Source organism: Mesorhizobium sp. LHD-90 (assembly GCF_030929505.1).
Classification (GTDB): Bacteria; Pseudomonadota; Alphaproteobacteria; order Rhizobiales; family Rhizobiaceae; genus Kumtagia.
In genome coordinates, this window is the sequence record NZ_JAVFVV010000007.1 from 196,857 (window position 1) to 212,533 (window position 15,677).

The following is a 15,677-nucleotide window of genomic DNA, read 5'->3' on the forward strand; positions in this document are numbered from 1 at the left end:
GACCGACTGGCCGGAGGACGATAATCCCTTCCGATAGTCGAACTCCACTCAATTCCCCGCGGCCGATCTTCAGTGCAGCCGGTCCGTTCCCGAATGCGTCATCCGCGCCCGGCGAAACAAAGCCGGTCACCCCTTGGCCGCCGCCTCCAGCCTGGCTACGTCCAGCTTCACCATCTGCATCATCGCGGCGGTGACGCGTTTCGCCTTCTCGCGGTCTGGGTCCTTCATCAGGCGTGGCAGCGCCTCCGGCACGATCTGCCAGGCAAAGCCGTATCTGTCCTTCACCCAGCCGCACTGCACTTCCTTGCCGCCGTCGGCCGCCAGCTTGTTCCAGTATTCGTCGACCTCCGCCTGGTCCTTGCACAGGATCTGGAAGGAGACGCTGTCGTTCGGCTTGCCTTCCGGATGCGGGCCGCCATTGAGGCAGACGAAGGTGTGGCCCTCGATGCTGACCTCGGCGGTCAACACCTGTCCTTCCGTGGTGTAGGGCTCGCCGCCGGCCGGCGCCTTGACGATCTCGCCGATCTCGGCGTTGCGGAACACCGAAGCGTAGAACCGCGCAGCTTCCTCGGCCCGCCTCTCGAACCACATGCATGTCGTGAGCTTTTTCATCGTCATCTCCAGTGCTCGCGTTCGGCTACTTCTGTCCGTCGGCGCAATTGATCATCCAGGACGTGCCGTAGCGGTCCTTCACCATGCCGAATTTCTTGGCCCAGAACGTCTGCTCCAGCGGCATGGTCACCGTGCCGCCATCGGAGAAGGCATTGAAGATGCGCTCGGCGCGGCTTTCGTCGTCGATCTGGATCGAGATCGACACGCCCTTCATCGCGGCGTCGCCGAACTCCGGCGGCGAGTCCGCGCCCATCAGCTCGGCCTCGCCAACCTTGAGGTAGGCGTTGATGACCTTGTCCTGCCAGTCCTTCGATACATGCTCGCCGGCCGGTGTGTCGCCGTGGGCGATCATGTCGACGATCTCGCCGTCGAGGGTCTTTGCGTAGAACTCGAATGCCTCGCGGCAGCGGCCGTCGAAGGACAGATAGGCTATGAATCGCATTACGGTTCCTCCATGCGGGTTTCCGGCGCCCTGCCGGTCGCAGCTTGCGCTTGCCATGAAGACGGATTGGCGACGGTCGTTCCGACACGGACGTGAGAATTTTTCCTTCCGTCATCCGAAATGGGCTGCCGGCTTGGTGTTGGGCGGAAACTGCATTATCTCGTGCCCAACCAACAAGCAGGGCCAATACCATGTCCGTCACCCGCGAAGCCGTCGTCGACAAGCTGAAGACCATCAAGGGTCCGGATTTCGAGGGCGACATCGTCTCGCTCGGCCTGGTCTCGGAGATTTTCATCGCCGACGCAAAAGTGTTCTTCTCGATCACCGTGCCGGCCGCCCGCGCCCAGGAGCTTGAACCGCTGCGGGCCGCCGCCGAGCGGGCGGTGAAGTCGATCCCGGGCGTCGCCGGCGCGGTGGTGGCGCTGACGGCCGAGAAGAAGGGCGGCGGCATGGAGCAGCCGGTCAGGCGGCCGTCACCGCCTCCCGCGGCTCCCGCGCAGCGCGCGGCCCCGCCCCCCAGGCCCGCGCCGCCGAAGGCGCCGGCCTCGCACGGTTCCGGAAAACGCGGCGTGCCGGGCATTGACGCCATCATCGCCGTCGCCTCCGGCAAGGGCGGCGTGGGCAAGTCGACGACCGCCGTCAACCTGGCGCTCGGGCTGGCCGCCAACGGGCTGAAGGTCGGGCTGCTCGACGCCGACATCTACGGCCCGTCGGTGCCGCGACTGATGAATGTCCACGGCCGGCCGAAGACCATAGACGGCAAGGTGCTGATTCCGATGGAGAATTTCGGCCTCAAGCTGATGTCCATGGGTTTTCTCGTCGACGAGGAGACGCCGATGATCTGGCGCGGCCCGATGGTGATGTCAGCGCTGACGCAGATGCTGCGCGAGGTCGAGTGGGGCAAGCTCGACGTGCTGGTGGTCGACATGCCGCCCGGAACCGGCGATGCCCAGCTCACCATGGCCCAGCAGGTGCCGCTGGCGGGCGCGGTCATCGTCTCGACGCCGCAGGATCTGGCTCTGATCGACGCCCGCAAGGGGTTGAACATGTTCAAGAAAGTCGACGTGCCGCTGCTCGGCATCGTCGAGAACATGAGCTATTTCCTCGCCCCCGACACGGGCAAGCGCTACGACATCTTCGGCCACGGCGGCGCGAGGAAGGAGGCCGAGCGCCTCGGCGTCGCTTTCCTCGGCGAGGTGCCGCTGGAGATGGTCATCCGTGAAAGCTCGGACGCCGGCGCGCCGATCGTCGTATCCGAGCCCGATGGCCCGCAGGCGAAGATCTATCGTGATATCGCGGCCAGGGTTTTGGAACGGCTGAAGGAAGAGCAGGCGGGAGCGGCTGCCGCGACGCCGGCGATCGTCTTCGAATGACAACGGAAGAGGGCGGCAGCGTCTAGTGCAATGACATGCTCGCCGTCCGGGCCGTCAGTCTGATTTCATCTGACAGTTCGGACCGAACCAGTTGCCCGTCGCGACGTCGAGATCGTTGTCGGTATCCGCGGCACCGCAGACGGGGTAGCGGTCGTCTCCCCGGCGCTGAATGCTGAGGGCCTTGTTGCGCTCCCGCTCGTAGCGGTCGTCGTCCGCTTTCTGGTCCCGCTGTTCGGACAGGTTCATCATGCAACTTGCGAAGGCATCCGTGCCCTGCTGGAAGCCGAAGCCGCTGCATTTGTCGCGATCGGCAGCTTGCTGATCCTCTGCGCTGACGCAGCCCGTCACTGCCAGGAGGACAAGCCCGAACCCACATGAGACAAGCTTCCTCACTACGGCCCCCTGAAAAAAGCGAATGACATCAACAGCCGCGTGGCCGTTTAGCTGTCAAGATCGTCCGGGCTCGCCAGCCGATTGTTCGAACGACCCTGTCGACACGATCGATCGAGCCCGAACTGTCTTACGACGCGCTCACCTTCTCCCCAAAAGTCGAGAAAAATTCGCCGGCGAGCTTTTTCGAGGTCGAGCTGATCAGCCGGCTGCCGAGCTGGGCGATCTTGCCGCCGACATCGGCCTTGGCCTCGTATTTCAGCACGGTCTGGTTCGGTCCGGTCTCGGTGAGCTTGACGTCGGCGCCACCCTTGGCGAAGCCGGCGATGCCGCCCTTGCCTTCCCCCGCGATCGTATAGGAGTTTGGCGGATTCAGGTTCTTGAGCGTCACCTCGCCGGCGAAAGTGGCCTTGATCGGGCCTATTTTCAGTACCACGGTGGCGGCCAGTTCGGTATCGGACTTTTTCTCGAGGCTCTGGCAGCCGGGAATGCATTCCTTCAGCACAGCCGGATCGTTGAGAGCTTCCCAGACCTTGCCGATCGGGGCGGCAATGGTTTCCTCGCCTTCGATGATAAGCGCCATGAGAGCCTCCGCTGCGGTTCCGCAAGGCCTAACCGACGCGCGCAGGACTGTCCATCCGCACGAAAGTGCTGGTTTTCCCCGAACTGTGGACGAGATGTTCGAGCATGTCGGTTGCGGCGATGGTGGCCCGGCGGCCCCACGGGGCAGGCTCTAAGACGAAAGGCTGTGATGCCGGCGGATGCATCGCACTTTACAGGACGTAGTGGTAGCGCTAACATTTCCGTTGCGGGTTTGCGGGAGGAGACCGGAAGCGCGCAGGCAGGCAAGCGCGCCTCTCGAAGGGCGTCAAAAACACCGTTCGGGAGGTGCCTATGGCGTCCGTCGCGATCCGCGATGTCTTCAAGTCCTTTGGATCGGTCGAGATCCTCCACGGTGTCAGCATCGACATCGAGGACGGTGAGTTCGTGACGCTGGTCGGGCCGTCGGGTTGCGGAAAGTCGACGCTGCTCAGGATGATCGCCGGGCTGGAAGGCATCTCGCGCGGCGAGATCGCGATCGCTAACCGCGTGGTCAACACCGTCGCGCCGAAGGAGCGCGACATCGCCATGGTGTTCCAGAACTACGCGCTCTACCCGCACATGACCGTTCGCCAGAACATGGCGTTCTCGCTGATGCTGAAGAATGTGGCGAAGGCCGAGAGCGACCAGCGGGTGAACCGCGCCGCCGAGATCCTGAGCCTGACGCCGCTGCTCGACCGTTTTCCGCGCCAGCTCTCCGGCGGCCAGCGCCAGCGCGTCGCCATGGGCCGCGCCATCGTGCGCAACCCGCAGGTGTTCCTGTTCGACGAGCCGCTGTCGAACCTCGACGCAAAGCTCAGGGTGCAGATGCGCGCCGAGATCAAGGAACTGCACCAGCGCCTGAAGACCACGACGATCTACGTCACCCACGACCAGATCGAGGCGATGACCATGGCCGACAAGATCGTGGTCATGCATGACGGCATCGTCGAGCAGATCGGCAAGCCGCTGGAACTCTACGACCGGCCGAACAACCTGTTCGTCGCCAGCTTCATCGGCTCGCCGGCGATGAACTTGCTGAAAGGCAGCATCGGTGGCGAGGGCGCGCCCGCCTTCCAGGGCGCCGGCGGCATATCGGTGCCGCTCAACGGCGCGCGGAGTGCGGCCAACGGCACGCAGGTCGTGCTCGGCATCAGGCCCGAGCACCTGAAACTCTCCGACAGCGGTTTTCCCGTCACCATCAGCGTCGTCGAACCGACCGGGGCGGAAGTGCAGATCATCGGGCGCACGCCCGGCGGCGAGGACGTGGTCGCCAATTTCCGCGACCGGCACGATTTCGAGCCCGGCCAGACCGTGCGGCTTTCGGCCGACCTGATCCATCTTTTCAACGGCGAGACGGGACACAGGCTGGCGGCCTGATCCCGGCGGACCGCGGGAAGAAACGACAAGAACGCACCAAGGAGGAAGGGACGATGAAATTCACCAGACGTGACGTGATCCGCACCGGCGCCGGCGCTGCCGCCGGTATCGTCGGCAGCCAATTCCTGGGCCGGCCGGCCTTCGCCCAGGACGCGCCGAAATACACGCCCGAGCAGGGCGCCTCCCTGCGCCTGTTGCGCTGGTCGCCCTTCGTCCAGGGGGACGAGGATTCCTGGCTCGCCAACACCAAGAAGTTCGCCGACGCCACCGGTGTCCAGGTGCGCGTCGACAAGGAAAGCTGGGAGGACATCCGTCCGAAGGCCGCGGTAGCCGCCAATGTCGGTTCCGGTCCCGACCTGATGCTCGTCTGGTTCGACGACGCGCACCAGTATCCGGACAAGCTGCTCGATGTCACCGACCTCGGCGACTATCTCGGCAACAAGTATGGCGGCTGGTACGACGGCCCGAAGGGCTACGCCACGCGCGAGGGCAAGTTCATCGGCCTGCCGGTGGCCTGCATCGGCAACGCCATCGTCTATCGCGACTCCTGGGTCAAGGAGGCTGGCTTCTCCGAGTTCCCGAAGGATACAGCGGGCTTCCTCGAACTCTGCAAGGCGCTGCAGAAGAACGGTCATCCGGCCGGCTTCACTCATGGCCACGGCGTCGGTGACGGCAACAACTACGCCCACTGGCTGCTGTGGAGCCATGGCGGCAAGATGGTCGACGAACAAGGCAAGGTCGCCATCAACAGCCCGGAGACGATGAAGTCCATCGAATATGCGATGGAACTCTACAAGACCTTCATCCCCGGCACCGAGAGCTGGCTCGACGTCAACAACAACCGCGCCTTCCTGGCCGGCGAACTCGGCGTCATCGCCAACGGCATCTCGGCCTACCGGACCGCGCAGATCAACAAGGACAACGATCCGAAGCTGGCCGAGATCGCCAAGGACATCCGTACCACCAACCTGCCGGTCGGCCCGGTCGGCCAGTCGATCGAACTGCACCAGACGACGGTGGCGGTGATCTTCAACTACACGCCCTATCCGAACGCCGCGAAGGCCTATTTGCAGTTCATGTTCGAGCAGGAGCAGATGGCCAACTGGATCGAGAAGTCGCTCGGCTACTGCTGCCAGACGTTGAAGGGCTTTGCCGACAACCCGGTGTGGACATCCGACCCGAACGCGGCAGCCTATTCCAGGGCGTCGGAGACGCTGCGGCCGAACGGTTACGCCGGCCCGCTGGGTTATGCCTCGGCGGCGACCATGGCCGACTATGTGCTGGTCGACATGTATGCCAAGGCGGTGACCGGGCAGGCGACACCGGAGGATGCGGTGAAAGAGGCCGAGAAGCGGGCGAACCGGTATTATCGGGTGTAGCGCAACGTCGACGCCCCCTCCACCGCCTTCGGCGGTCTTCCTTCGGCCCCCCGTAAACGGGGGAGGATCCAGGGCGTGCCGGCGTCGCCGCCGGTTCTTCCCCTGCGAAGCGGGGGAGGGGGACCACGCGAAGCGTGGTGGAGGGGGCATATCCGCCTGTCGAGGATAAGCTGAATGGCATCGATCACCACCTCCGAAGCGCCGCGTGCGTCGGTCCTGTCGAGCCTGACCGAAAGCCGCGGCTTCCTCAGCGCATGGTTCATGCTGCCGTCGGCGGTTCTGCTGCTGGTCTTCCTCACCTATCCGCTGGGGCTGGGCGTGTGGCTCGGCTTCACCGACACGCGGGTCGGGCGGGCGGGCATCTTCATCGGCCTGGAGAATTACCAGTATCTCTGGGACGATTCCATCTTCTGGCTCTCGGTGTTCAACACGCTGCTCTACACGATATCAGCCTCGATCCTGAAATTCGTGCTCGGCCTGTGGCTGGCCTTGATCCTGAACGAGAATCTGCCGCTGAAATCGTTCTTCCGGGCCATCGTGCTGCTGCCCTGGGTGGTGCCGACGGTGCTGTCGGCCATCGCCTTCTGGTGGATATTCGATTCGCAATTCTCCATCATCTCCTGGGCCTTGATGGAGTTGGGGCTGATCGACCACCGCATCAATTTCCTCGGCGACCCCACGAACGCGCGCGCATCGGTGATCGCAGCCAATGTCTGGCGCGGCATCCCCTTCGTGGCGATCACGCTGCTCGCCGGCCTGCAGACCATCCCACAGTCGCTCTACGAAGCGGCCACACTCGATGGCGCCGGGCGCTGGCAACTGTTCCGCTATGTGACGCTGCCGCTGCTCACCCCGATCATCGCCATCACCATGACGTTTTCGGTGCTGTTCACCTTCACCGACTTCCAGTTGATCTATGTGCTGACGCGCGGCGGACCGGTGAACGCCACGCACCTGATGGCGACCCTTTCCTTCCAGCGCGGCATTTCCGGCGGGCAACTGGGCGAGGGCGCGGCGATCGCGGTGGCGATGATCCCGTTCCTGCTGGCGGCGATCCTGTTCAGCTATTTCGGCCTGCAGCGGCGAAAGTGGCAGCAGGGCGGAGGCGACTGACATGGCAATCACCGAAACCCGCAACACGGTCGCCGGCGACGAAGGCGGCATGGGTTACCTGCAAAGCGTGCCGCGCAGGGTCGTCACCATCTATCTGCCGCTGCTGATCTTCGTCATCGTGCTGCTCTTCCCGTTCTATTGGATGGCAGTCACGGCGGTGAAGCCGAACGAGGAGATGACCAACTTCAACGACTTCAGCCCGTTCTGGGTAGTCAACCCGACGCTGGAACACATACACTACCTCTTGTTCCAGACTTCCTATCCGGGCTGGTTGTGGAACACGATCCTGATTTCCACGGCCTCGACTTTCCTGTCGCTGCTGGCCTCTGTCTTCGCCGCCTATGCGATCGAGCGGCTGCGTTTTTCCGGCTCGCGCCAGACCGGCCTGGCGATCTTCCTCGCCTATCTCGTGCCGCCGTCGATCCTGTTCATCCCGCTGTCGGTGATGGTGTTCAACCTCGGCCTCTACGACACGCCCTTCGCGCTGATTCTCACCTATCCGACCTTCCTGGTGCCGTTCTGTACCTGGTTGCTGATGGGCTATTTCCGCTCCATCCCGTTCGAGCTGGAGGAATGTGCGCTGATCGACGGCGCCAGCCGCTGGCAGATTCTCACCAAGATCGTCCTGCCGCTGTCGGTGCCCGGCCTGATCTCGGCGGGCATCTTCGCCTTCACCCTGTCGTGGAACGAGTTCATCTACGCGCTGACCTTCATTCAGTCGTCGGAGAACAAGACTGTGCCGGTCGGCGTGTTGACCGAGCTGGTGCGCTCCGACGTCTATGAATGGGGCGCGCTGATGGCCGGCGCGCTGATCGGCTCGCTGCCCGTGGTGATCTTGTACTCGTTCTTCGTCGAGCACTATGTGTCGTCGATGACCGGTGCGGTGAAGGAGTAGGGTCCTTCGCGCGTATGTTGTGTCGGGCCCGGATGTAGACGCCGGGTTCGACTCGAAACTTGCAGCACCAGCAAATCCTTCCTGGAATAATCCCGTCCCTCCCGCGTTTCCTCCGCCGGCGGTTGCGAAATCGCCTGTATGAGTTATCACGACAGATGTCGGAGCGAGCGAGGGAACCATCATGGCCGGTGTTGCGAAACGGCTGAAGCGGTTGGCGGCGGCGCTGGTCGCGCTGGGCGTGCTCGCAGCGATACTCGGTGAGACGGTGCCGCCCTTGGGCGCGATTGCCGGCGCCGGCATGGCCTTCGCCGATGACGATGATGGTGACGATGGCGGCGGCGGTGGCAGGCGTGGAGCACGGGGGGATGACGACGACCGGCGACCGGCCGTGCGCCTGCGGGCGCCGCGCTGGCTATCGCCGCGCCGCTGGTTCGAGCCTAGGCGCGCGGCGCCTAGGCGGGCCGTTCAGCGCGGGGCGACACCGCGTCGGGCACCGATTCCCCTACAGACCCGCGCCGAGGAGATCGTCGCCGTCGGCCTGACGCCGGCGGAACTGGAGCGACTGACGGCCGCCGGCTTCGTGGTTGCTGAACGCCGCCAGGTGGCGCTGCTCGGCGGCGACGTGTTTCGCCTGCGTGCGCCGACCGGGCAGCCGCTGGAGACCGCACTCGCGGAGGTGCGCGCCGCCTCGCCCCAGGCCGCCGCCGACTTCAACCACTTTTACCGGCCGGAACAGGACAATGGCTGCGCCGGTGGCCATTGCGCCAGCCATCTACTGGTCGCCTGGCCGGCGGTTTCGGGCGCGCCCGCCTGCTTGGGCTCGGTCAAGGTCGGCCTGATCGACACGGCGATCAATCCCGAGCACGACGCTTTTGCCGGCGGGCAGGTGGAGGTGGCCCGCATCGCCGACGCTGCCCCGCTGCCGGAATCGGCGCGCCAGCACGGCACGGCTGTGGCCGCGCTGCTGGTGGGTGCGCAAAACTCGCGCACGCCGGGCCTGCTGCCGGGGGCCAGGCTGGTGGCGGTCGACGCCTTCCATCGCGGGTCCGGCAGCGACGACCGCGCCGACGTTTTTACCCTGGTGCGCGCCGTCGACTTGTTGGCGGGGCGCGGGATCGACGTCGTCAATCTCAGCCTGTCGGGGCCGGACAACGCGCTGCTCGCGCGCACCGTCGCGGCGGCCTCGGACAAAGGCAGCGTGCTGGTGGCCGCCGCCGGCAACAACGGTCCGCGCGCGGCGCCCGCCTATCCCGCCGCCTATGAGGCGGTGATCGCCGTGACCGCGGTCGACAAGGCCAAGCGCGTCTATCGCCGCGCCAACCAGGGCGACTATGTCGATCTCGCAGCACCGGGCGTCGAGGTGTGGGCGGCGGCCTCCGTGCGCGGGGTTCGGCCCAAGACAGGCACCTCTTTTGCCGCGCCTTTCGTCACCGCCGCGGCGGCTCTGATCAAGGCCGGCGACCCCGAGGCCACGCCCCAGGTGATTGCTGAGCGCTTGACCCGCGCGGCGGAAGATCTGGGCGAACCCGGCCGCGACCCGGTGTTCGGCTGGGGGCTTCTCGATGCTTCGGGCGCGTGTGGGCGAGCGGGGTAAAGCCTCTAAAGCCCCATTCCGTTGCGGGGCAGGCGGATCAGGTCGCCGAATCTGGCGCGCAGCCGGTCGTCGAGAGTTTTCGGCACGTGGCGCGGAAAGCGTTCGGCCAGGACGCGTTTCTTCTCGGTGATAGCGCGCGAAAGAATGTCGGGTTTGCCTTTTTCGTTCCATTCCTTCGGCGAGAAACGGTCGCCGACGGCGGGATAAAAGTATTCGGTCTGCATCAAGCGCAGCGTCTGCTCGTTGCCGAGATAGTGGCCGGGGCCGTTGAGGCAGACTTCGGCGATGGTGTCGAGCGAGAGCGCTGCGTCGGAAACCTCGATGCCGCGCACGCAGCGCTGGCAATGGCCGAGCATGTCGTTGTCGATGATCAGGCTTTCCAGGCAGAAGCCGAGCAGCGAGGCGTGCATGCCGGCCGATTCGTAGACGAGGTTGAGGCCGGAAAGGCCGGCCATCACGTTGGTGATGCCCTTTTCATAGCCCGACTGGATGTCCGGGAGTTTTGAATCCGCCATGCCGGCGGCCGAGCCACCAGGCAGGTCATAAAATTGCGCCATCTGCGCGCAGGCCGCCGTCAGCAACGCCTGCTCGGCCGAGCCGCCAGACATGGCGCCGGTGCGCAGGTCCGAGACGAACGGCCAGGTGCCGAAGATGGCCGGATGGCCGGGTTTGATCGCGTTGACATAGATGAGGCCGACCAGCACCTCGGCGACCGCCTGCACCACCGCGCCGGCAATCGCCGCAGGCGCAGTGGCGCCGGCCTGGCCCGCCGAGAGTAGCAGGATAGGGATGCCGCCCTCGACGCAGGCTTCCAGCACGCCGCAGGCATCCTCGGCGAACTTCATCGGCGGCACGACAAAGCAGTTGGAGTTCGAGACGAACGGCCGGGCGCGAAAATTCTCCTCGCCCCCGGCGATGGCGTAGAGCATCTCCAGTGCCGGCTTGACGTTCTCGCGCACGGTGAAGGACGTGCCGACGTGTTTCGACGTTCCCATCACGCAGGCGTAGAGCGTGTTGAAATCCATCTCCAGCGGGTCGGGCACGTCGCGCGGCACCATCGGCCGCTGGAAGAAATGGATGTTGTCCAGTCCGTCGACCAGGCGGGCGGCGTCATAGATGTCCTGCAACAGCGATTCGCGGTACTCGCGTTTTTCGACATCGACCAGATGGACGGCGGCGCCCGCCGTGCCGTAATGCACGCGGCTGCCCTGGATCAGCATGTCGTGGCGAGAATCCTGGCCATGCAGGGTGAAATTGCGAGCGGCGTTCTTGATAGTGGCCTCGATCAGGCCGCGCGGAAAACGCAGGCGGCCGTCCGGCGACAGGGTCGCGCCGGCGCGCGTCAGCGCCTCGATGCAGGACGGGATGGCGTTGGCGAAGCCGACTGTTTCGAGCAGCGTCAGCACCGCTTCGTGGATACGTTCCAGGTCGTTCTGGACCAACGGTTTGTACCTGCCACCTTCCAGGCCGGGCCGGATCGGCCTGATGTCGTCGGCCAGCGGTGCGGCTCGCAGGGCTCGCCGCGCCTCGCGGCCGCCGGAACGGCGCGAACGCCCGTCTCCTCCCGAATCATGGCCGGAAGTCTGCAATTCTGCCGTGACCGACATGTCTTTTCTCTCGATTCGAGGCGCCGGCTAAGGTTTTTTGCAAGCCGGATTTGACGCCCTCGATTGCCCCTATGCGCAAGACTATGCCGCGCCGCGTATTCGCGCGGATGGACCAGCCGATACGGTCGGATAGGCCAGGAATCCGGACGGTTGGTGGACGTCGCGGGTAAAATAGGGTAGCCCCCTATGCTATGAGCCATATCGTCAGAGAAAAACCCAAGCTGCTTGCTCGCGTCCGCCGCCTGAAAGGCCAGATGGAGGCGGTCGAGCGCGCGCTGGAGACCGAGGTGCCTTGCGCCGAAATCCTCAACCTGGTGGCCTCGGTGCGGGGCGCGATCAACGGCCTGACAGCCGAGCTGATCGAGGACCATATCCGCGAGCATGTGGTCGAGGCAGCGGACAGCGCGTCGCGTTCGCGCGGCGCGGAAGAACTGATCGGCGTCGTGAGGACCTACCTGAAATGAGCAGCATTGCTTCCGGCGCGCACGAGCACGTCTTCCTGGGGCGCGACCATCGGCGCAACGAGATCCGCACCTGGCTGGTCATCGCGTTGACTGCAGCCATGATGGTGGCCGAGATCGCTGCAGGCACGATCTACGGCTCCATGGCGCTGGTCGCCGACGGCTGGCACATGGCTACCCATGCGGCGGCGATGCTGATCGCTGCGCTGGCTTATCTCTATGCCCGCCGCAACGCCCGCAATCCGCGCTTCACCTTCGGCACCGGCAAGATGGGCGATCTCGCCGCCTTCGCCAGCGCGATCGTGCTGGCCCTTGTGGCGCTGATGATCGCCTGGGAGAGCCTGCTTCGGCTGCGCGCCCCCGTGCCGATCGATTTTTCGCAGGCGTTGGTCGTGGCTGCGCTTGGCCTTGGCGTGAACCTCGTCAGCGCTTGGCTGCTGCGGGAGGATCATCATCATCACGATCACGGCAACTACGGCGGTCATCGCCATCATGATACGGACCATGCTCATGATCATCACGGACACGACAGGCGCGGCGGCGCCCGTGACAACAATCTGCGCGCCGCCTATCTGCACGTTCTGGCCGACGCCCTGACCTCGGTGCTGGCGATCGTCGCCCTGCTGGCGGCAAGCATCTATGGCTGGCTGTGGCTCGATCCGGCGATCGGCATCTTCGGGGCGCTGGTCATCGCGCGCTGGTCATGGGGCCTGATCCGCAATGCCGGCGCGGTGTTGCTCGATTATGTGCCCAGGAGCGAAAACCTGCCCGACGAGATCCGACGGGCGGTGGAGACGGACAGCGACCGCATAACCGACCTGCATGTGTGGCAGCTCGGCCCCGGTCATCACGGCGCGATCATCGCGCTAGCCTCGGCGAAGCCGAAAGCGCCGTCCTACTATCGCGGAAAACTGGCCGGCATACACGACCTGTCGCATGTGACGATCGAGGTCGAACCGGCGGCAGTCTGAAGCAGCCGCCAGGCCCATGCGCCGGTCGAGTTGGTCCCTCAAGCCGCGCTGTTCACTTCCCGAAGATCGACGCGCTCGCCGCGCATGCGCTCAGCGTCGCGCGACGGCGACACCCCGAACATGCGGGCATATTCGCGGCTGAATTGCGAGGCGCTTTCATAACCGACGCGATAGGCGGCCTGGGTGGTGCTGGCGCTCACCACCATGAGCCGGCGTGCCTCCTGCAGTCGCAGCATCTTCTGGTATTGCAGCGGGCTCATCGCGGTGGCCGCCTTGAAGTGGCGGTGGAAGGAGGCGGGGCTCATGCCGGCGATCTCGGCCAGCGCCTCGACGCGGATGGCTTCGTCGAAATGCGCGCGAATCCAGTGGAGCGCCTGACGCACCTGCGACAGGCGGCTGTCGGCCCGCGCGATCTGGCGCAGCACGCCGCCCTGGGGTCCTTGCAGGAGCCGGTAGAGGATCTCGCGCTGCAGCATCGGCGCCAGCACCGGAATGTCTTCCGGCGCCTCGAGCAGGGCCAGCAGCCGCGCCCACGGGTCCAGCATCTTTTGCGTGACCGGGCTGACGCCGAAGCCGGCGGTCTGGCCGTCGGGCTGCACCGGCACGGCGGGGATAAGCGCCGCCAACTCCTCGCGGTCCAGCATCAGGGTGGCGCAGAGATAGGGATGCTCGCTGCTCGCCTCGACGATCTGGCCGGAAACCGGCAGTTCGAGCGAGGCGATGAAGAAGGAGGCTGGATCGTATCTGAGCATCCGGTCGCCGATCGTCACGTGCTTGGCGCCTTGCAGGACAAGGCAGAGCATCGGTGCGTAGACGGTGGGCGTCGGCCTGGTGACCGATCGGGCGATGAGCACCGATACAGCCGGGGTGATCTGGATGCGGTCGGCGTCGCCGGCGTGACGCCTGACCAGATCGCACATGTCCGTCAACAGTTGCTGCATGACGGATAGTTGGCGACGCGCACCGGCGTCCACAAGCCGGCCTGTTCCGCCCGATGGGCGATTTGATAGAAATAGGCAACAGATCGACTTGATCGGGCGCGGTCCGCCCGAAGCCGCATCCGCAATATCGCCGGCAACGACGCGCCTTTTTCGCGCCGATGCGGTCCTGCGCGCGCTTGCCAGGAGAAGTTTGCCGTGCGGGACGACGACGAAGCCTTCGAGCACATGGAGCGCGCCGAGCTGCGCTATCGTTTCGTCATCGATGTCGCCTTGCCCGAGGCGGCGGAAGACGAATGGGGCGCCGCCGGCGCCCCATTCAATTTCTCGACGTTACTGTCGGCTCGCCGGCAACGCAGGCTGGACCGCTCACGCCGCCGCCGGCCGCCTCCCCGCCGCGGTCGCCAGTTCGCGGATACCGGGCTCGATGTGCTGCAGCGCGATCGACGAGATGCCGAGCCGCATGAAACGCGTCGACTTCGGCGTCTGGTCGAAGAACCGGTCGCCCGGCTCGATGATGACGCTGCGCGCCGCGGCTGCCTCGGCCAGCCCGCGCGAATCGATGCCGCGCGGGCCTTCGAGCCACAGCGAGGTGCCTCCCGCCGAATCGGTCGAGCGCCATTCCGGCAGGAAGGCGGAAATCGCGTGCGCCAGCCGCTTGCGGCGTTCCTCGAAGGCCGTCGACAGCCGGCGCACCAGCGCCTCGTGATGGCCGAGCGACAGGAACAGCGCCACCGCCCGCTGGTTGTTGGCCGGCGGATGGCGCAGCATGAAACGGCGCAGCGCGCGCAGTTCGGCGATGAGGTCGGCGGAGGCGACGATGTAGCCCATGCGCAGTCCGGGCGCGAGCGTCTTCGACATCGAGCCGACATAGATGACGCGCCCCGAGCGGTCGAGGCTCTTCAGCGCCTGCTGCGGCGCCTCGTCGATCAACTGGCTGTCGTAGCCGTCCTCGATGAGGATCTGGTCGTTGCGGCTGGCCCGGGCCAGAAGATCCTGCCGCCGCTCGGCGCTCATCGGCACCATGGTCGGGCAATGATGGCTGGGGGTGACGAAGACAAAGTTGGCGTCGTCGGGAATGGATGAACTGACGAGGCCCGAGCGGTCGACCGGTACCGGCGCGATCTCGGCGCCGGCCAGCCGGAAGATCGAGCGCGCGTCCGGATAGCCCGGATCCTCCATAGCCACCTTGGTGCCCTTGGCCATCAACAGCGTCGACAGCATGTAGAGCGCGTTCTGCGCGCCCAGCGTCACGATGATCTCGTCGGGATTGGCGAAGATGCCGCGCCTGGGCAATAGCCGGGCCTGGATCTGCTCGATCAGCAGCGGATCGTCGCGATCGACCATGTCGGCCGCCCAGTTGCGGATCTCCAGCACGGCGAGCGCCATGCGGTTGCATTCGCGCCATTCGGCGGTGGGGAACAGCGCCGGGTCGAACTGGCCGTATACGAATGGATATGACGACTTGATCCAGTTCTCGTTCTTGGCGGGGCGCGGCATCTCGGTCGGCGCGAACTGGCGCAGCGCCTTCCAGTTCACCTCGCTGGTCGCCTCGGTCTGCTTCAGATGCGGCTTGGCCGGGGTGGCCAGCACCTCCGGGTTGACGAAATGGCCGCGCCGTTCGCGGGCGACGAGGAACCCCTGGTCGACGAGCTGCTGGAAGGCCAGGACCACGGTTCCGCGCGCCACGCCGAGTTTCTCGGCCAGGATGCGGCAGGACGGCAGCGGCATGGAGGCAGCGATCTGGCGGTCGAGAATGGCTGCGACGATCGCCTGGCGGATCTGCGCCTGCAGGGTCTGGCCGGACTCGGCCGAGATGCGGAACAGGCCGGACCATATGGCCGCGTCGTTTCTCTGGGGCATCGGGCATTCCTCGAAGCTGGAATCGATTTCATCGAACTTTGCTGGACCAGAGAATGCTATTCCTGGTCCAATGCCTTGCG

General features: G+C 65.4%; 15 protein-coding genes. 8 read left to right on the plus strand and 7 right to left on the minus strand.

The window, feature by feature from the left end; translation table 11 throughout:
- Window positions 1-126 precede the first annotated feature (126 nt).
- Both RB623_RS12040 and RB623_RS12045 read right to left on the minus strand, forming a co-directional pair.
- Window positions 127-612 carry a VOC family protein gene (locus RB623_RS12040; protein ID WP_308057055.1) on the minus strand — a complete coding sequence of 162 codons (486 nt, stop codon included), beginning with the start codon at window positions 610-612 and terminating at the stop codon, window positions 127-129.
- Window positions 613-637: 25 nt separating this feature from the next.
- Window positions 638-1,054: a VOC family protein gene (locus RB623_RS12045; RefSeq protein WP_308057056.1), complete on the minus strand. Its 417-nt coding sequence runs from the start codon at window positions 1,052-1,054 to the stop codon at window positions 638-640.
- A gap of 191 nt (window positions 1,055-1,245) precedes the next feature.
- Between RB623_RS12045 and RB623_RS12050 the strand changes: the two genes are divergently transcribed.
- Window positions 1,246-2,427, plus strand: a complete 1,182-nt coding sequence (locus RB623_RS12050) for an Mrp/NBP35 family ATP-binding protein (protein ID WP_308057057.1) — start codon at window positions 1,246-1,248, stop codon at window positions 2,425-2,427.
- Between the two features lie 54 nt (window positions 2,428-2,481).
- Here the strand turns inward: RB623_RS12050 and RB623_RS12055 are convergent, their stop codons facing one another.
- Both RB623_RS12055 and RB623_RS12060 read right to left on the minus strand, forming a co-directional pair.
- The gene (locus tag RB623_RS12055) at window positions 2,482-2,820 is read right to left on the minus strand and encodes a hypothetical protein (protein ID WP_308057058.1); all 339 of its coding nucleotides are present in this window, start codon (window positions 2,818-2,820) and stop codon (window positions 2,482-2,484) included.
- A 127-nt stretch (window positions 2,821-2,947) separates the two neighbouring features.
- Entirely contained in the window at window positions 2,948-3,400 is a 453-nt protein-coding gene (locus tag RB623_RS12060; protein ID WP_308057059.1) for a carbon monoxide dehydrogenase subunit G, read from the minus strand.
- 311 nt (window positions 3,401-3,711) lie between these two features.
- On the opposite strand from RB623_RS12060, the gene RB623_RS12065 reads away from it, so the two are divergent.
- The 5 genes from RB623_RS12065 to RB623_RS12085 all read left to right on the plus strand — a co-directional run bounded on the left by RB623_RS12065 (window position 3,712) and on the right by RB623_RS12085 (window position 9,757).
- Entirely contained in the window at window positions 3,712-4,776 is a 1,065-nt protein-coding gene (locus RB623_RS12065) for a sn-glycerol-3-phosphate ABC transporter ATP-binding protein UgpC (protein ID WP_308057060.1), read from the plus strand.
- Window positions 4,777-4,829: 53 nt separating this feature from the next.
- Window positions 4,830-6,155 carry an ABC transporter substrate-binding protein gene (locus RB623_RS12070; RefSeq protein ID WP_308057061.1) on the plus strand — a complete coding sequence of 442 codons (1,326 nt, stop codon included), beginning with the start codon at window positions 4,830-4,832 and terminating at the stop codon, window positions 6,153-6,155.
- 174 nt (window positions 6,156-6,329) lie between these two features.
- Window positions 6,330-7,268 (plus strand): sugar ABC transporter permease, encoded by a 939-nt coding sequence (locus tag RB623_RS12075; RefSeq protein ID WP_308057062.1) that lies wholly within the window; start codon window positions 6,330-6,332, stop codon window positions 7,266-7,268.
- 1 nt (window position 7,269) lies between these two features.
- Window positions 7,270-8,163 carry a carbohydrate ABC transporter permease gene (locus RB623_RS12080; RefSeq protein ID WP_308057063.1) on the plus strand — a complete coding sequence of 298 codons (894 nt, stop codon included), beginning with the start codon at window positions 7,270-7,272 and terminating at the stop codon, window positions 8,161-8,163.
- A 181-nt stretch (window positions 8,164-8,344) separates the two neighbouring features.
- Window positions 8,345-9,757: a S8 family serine peptidase gene (locus RB623_RS12085; RefSeq protein WP_308057064.1), complete on the plus strand. Its 1,413-nt coding sequence runs from the start codon at window positions 8,345-8,347 to the stop codon at window positions 9,755-9,757.
- Window positions 9,758-9,762: 5 nt separating this feature from the next.
- Here the strand turns inward: RB623_RS12085 and RB623_RS12090 are convergent, their stop codons facing one another.
- Window positions 9,763-11,364 (minus strand): trimethylamine methyltransferase family protein, encoded by a 1,602-nt coding sequence (locus tag RB623_RS12090; RefSeq protein ID WP_308057065.1) that lies wholly within the window; start codon window positions 11,362-11,364, stop codon window positions 9,763-9,765.
- 191 nt (window positions 11,365-11,555) lie between these two features.
- Here RB623_RS12090 and RB623_RS12095 point away from each other — a divergent pair, with 191 nt between their 5' ends.
- Complete coding sequence (locus tag RB623_RS12095) at window positions 11,556-11,828, plus strand: metal/formaldehyde-sensitive transcriptional repressor (RefSeq protein WP_308057066.1); 273 nt, start codon at window positions 11,556-11,558, stop codon at window positions 11,826-11,828.
- Window positions 11,825-12,796, plus strand: coding sequence for a CDF family Co(II)/Ni(II) efflux transporter DmeF (gene dmeF, locus RB623_RS12100; RefSeq protein ID WP_308057067.1), 972 nt, complete (start codon window positions 11,825-11,827; stop codon window positions 12,794-12,796). The genes RB623_RS12095 and dmeF overlap by 4 nt, the downstream gene beginning before the upstream one ends.
- Window positions 12,797-12,834: 38 nt before the next feature.
- On the opposite strand, the gene RB623_RS12105 is transcribed toward dmeF, so the two are convergent.
- Window positions 12,835-13,737 carry an AraC family transcriptional regulator gene (locus RB623_RS12105; protein WP_308057069.1) on the minus strand — a complete coding sequence of 301 codons (903 nt, stop codon included), beginning with the start codon at window positions 13,735-13,737 and terminating at the stop codon, window positions 12,835-12,837.
- Between the two features lie 366 nt (window positions 13,738-14,103).
- Entirely contained in the window at window positions 14,104-15,597 is a 1,494-nt protein-coding gene (locus RB623_RS12110) for a PLP-dependent aminotransferase family protein (RefSeq protein ID WP_308057070.1), read from the minus strand.
- Window positions 15,598-15,677 lie beyond the last annotated feature (80 nt).

Excerpts from the sequence above, each read along its gene's own strand:
- RB623_RS12040 (WP_308057055.1), bottom strand. The coding sequence starts at position 612 with ATGAAAAAGCTCACGACATGCATGTGGTTCGAGAGGCGGGCCGAGGAA.
- RB623_RS12045 (WP_308057056.1), bottom strand. The coding sequence starts at position 1,054 with ATGCGATTCATAGCCTATCTGTCCTTCGACGGCCGCTGCCGCGAGGCA.
- RB623_RS12050 (WP_308057057.1), top strand. The coding sequence starts at position 1,246 with ATGTCCGTCACCCGCGAAGCCGTCGTCGACAAGCTGAAGACCATCAAG.
- RB623_RS12060 (WP_308057059.1), bottom strand. The coding sequence starts at position 3,400 with ATGGCGCTTATCATCGAAGGCGAGGAAACCATTGCCGCCCCGATCGGC.
- RB623_RS12065 (WP_308057060.1), top strand. The coding sequence starts at position 3,712 with ATGGCGTCCGTCGCGATCCGCGATGTCTTCAAGTCCTTTGGATCGGTC.
- RB623_RS12070 (WP_308057061.1), top strand. The coding sequence starts at position 4,830 with ATGAAATTCACCAGACGTGACGTGATCCGCACCGGCGCCGGCGCTGCC.
- RB623_RS12075 (WP_308057062.1), top strand. The coding sequence starts at position 6,330 with ATGGCATCGATCACCACCTCCGAAGCGCCGCGTGCGTCGGTCCTGTCG.
- RB623_RS12080 (WP_308057063.1), top strand. The coding sequence starts at position 7,270 with ATGGCAATCACCGAAACCCGCAACACGGTCGCCGGCGACGAAGGCGGC.
- RB623_RS12085 (WP_308057064.1), top strand. The coding sequence starts at position 8,345 with ATGGCCGGTGTTGCGAAACGGCTGAAGCGGTTGGCGGCGGCGCTGGTC.
- RB623_RS12090 (WP_308057065.1), bottom strand. The coding sequence starts at position 11,364 with ATGTCGGTCACGGCAGAATTGCAGACTTCCGGCCATGATTCGGGAGGA.
- RB623_RS12095 (WP_308057066.1), top strand. The coding sequence starts at position 11,556 with ATGAGCCATATCGTCAGAGAAAAACCCAAGCTGCTTGCTCGCGTCCGC.
- dmeF (WP_308057067.1), top strand. The coding sequence starts at position 11,825 with ATGAGCAGCATTGCTTCCGGCGCGCACGAGCACGTCTTCCTGGGGCGC.
- RB623_RS12105 (WP_308057069.1), bottom strand. The coding sequence starts at position 13,737 with ATGCAGCAACTGTTGACGGACATGTGCGATCTGGTCAGGCGTCACGCC.
- RB623_RS12110 (WP_308057070.1), bottom strand. The coding sequence starts at position 15,597 with ATGCCCCAGAGAAACGACGCGGCCATATGGTCCGGCCTGTTCCGCATC.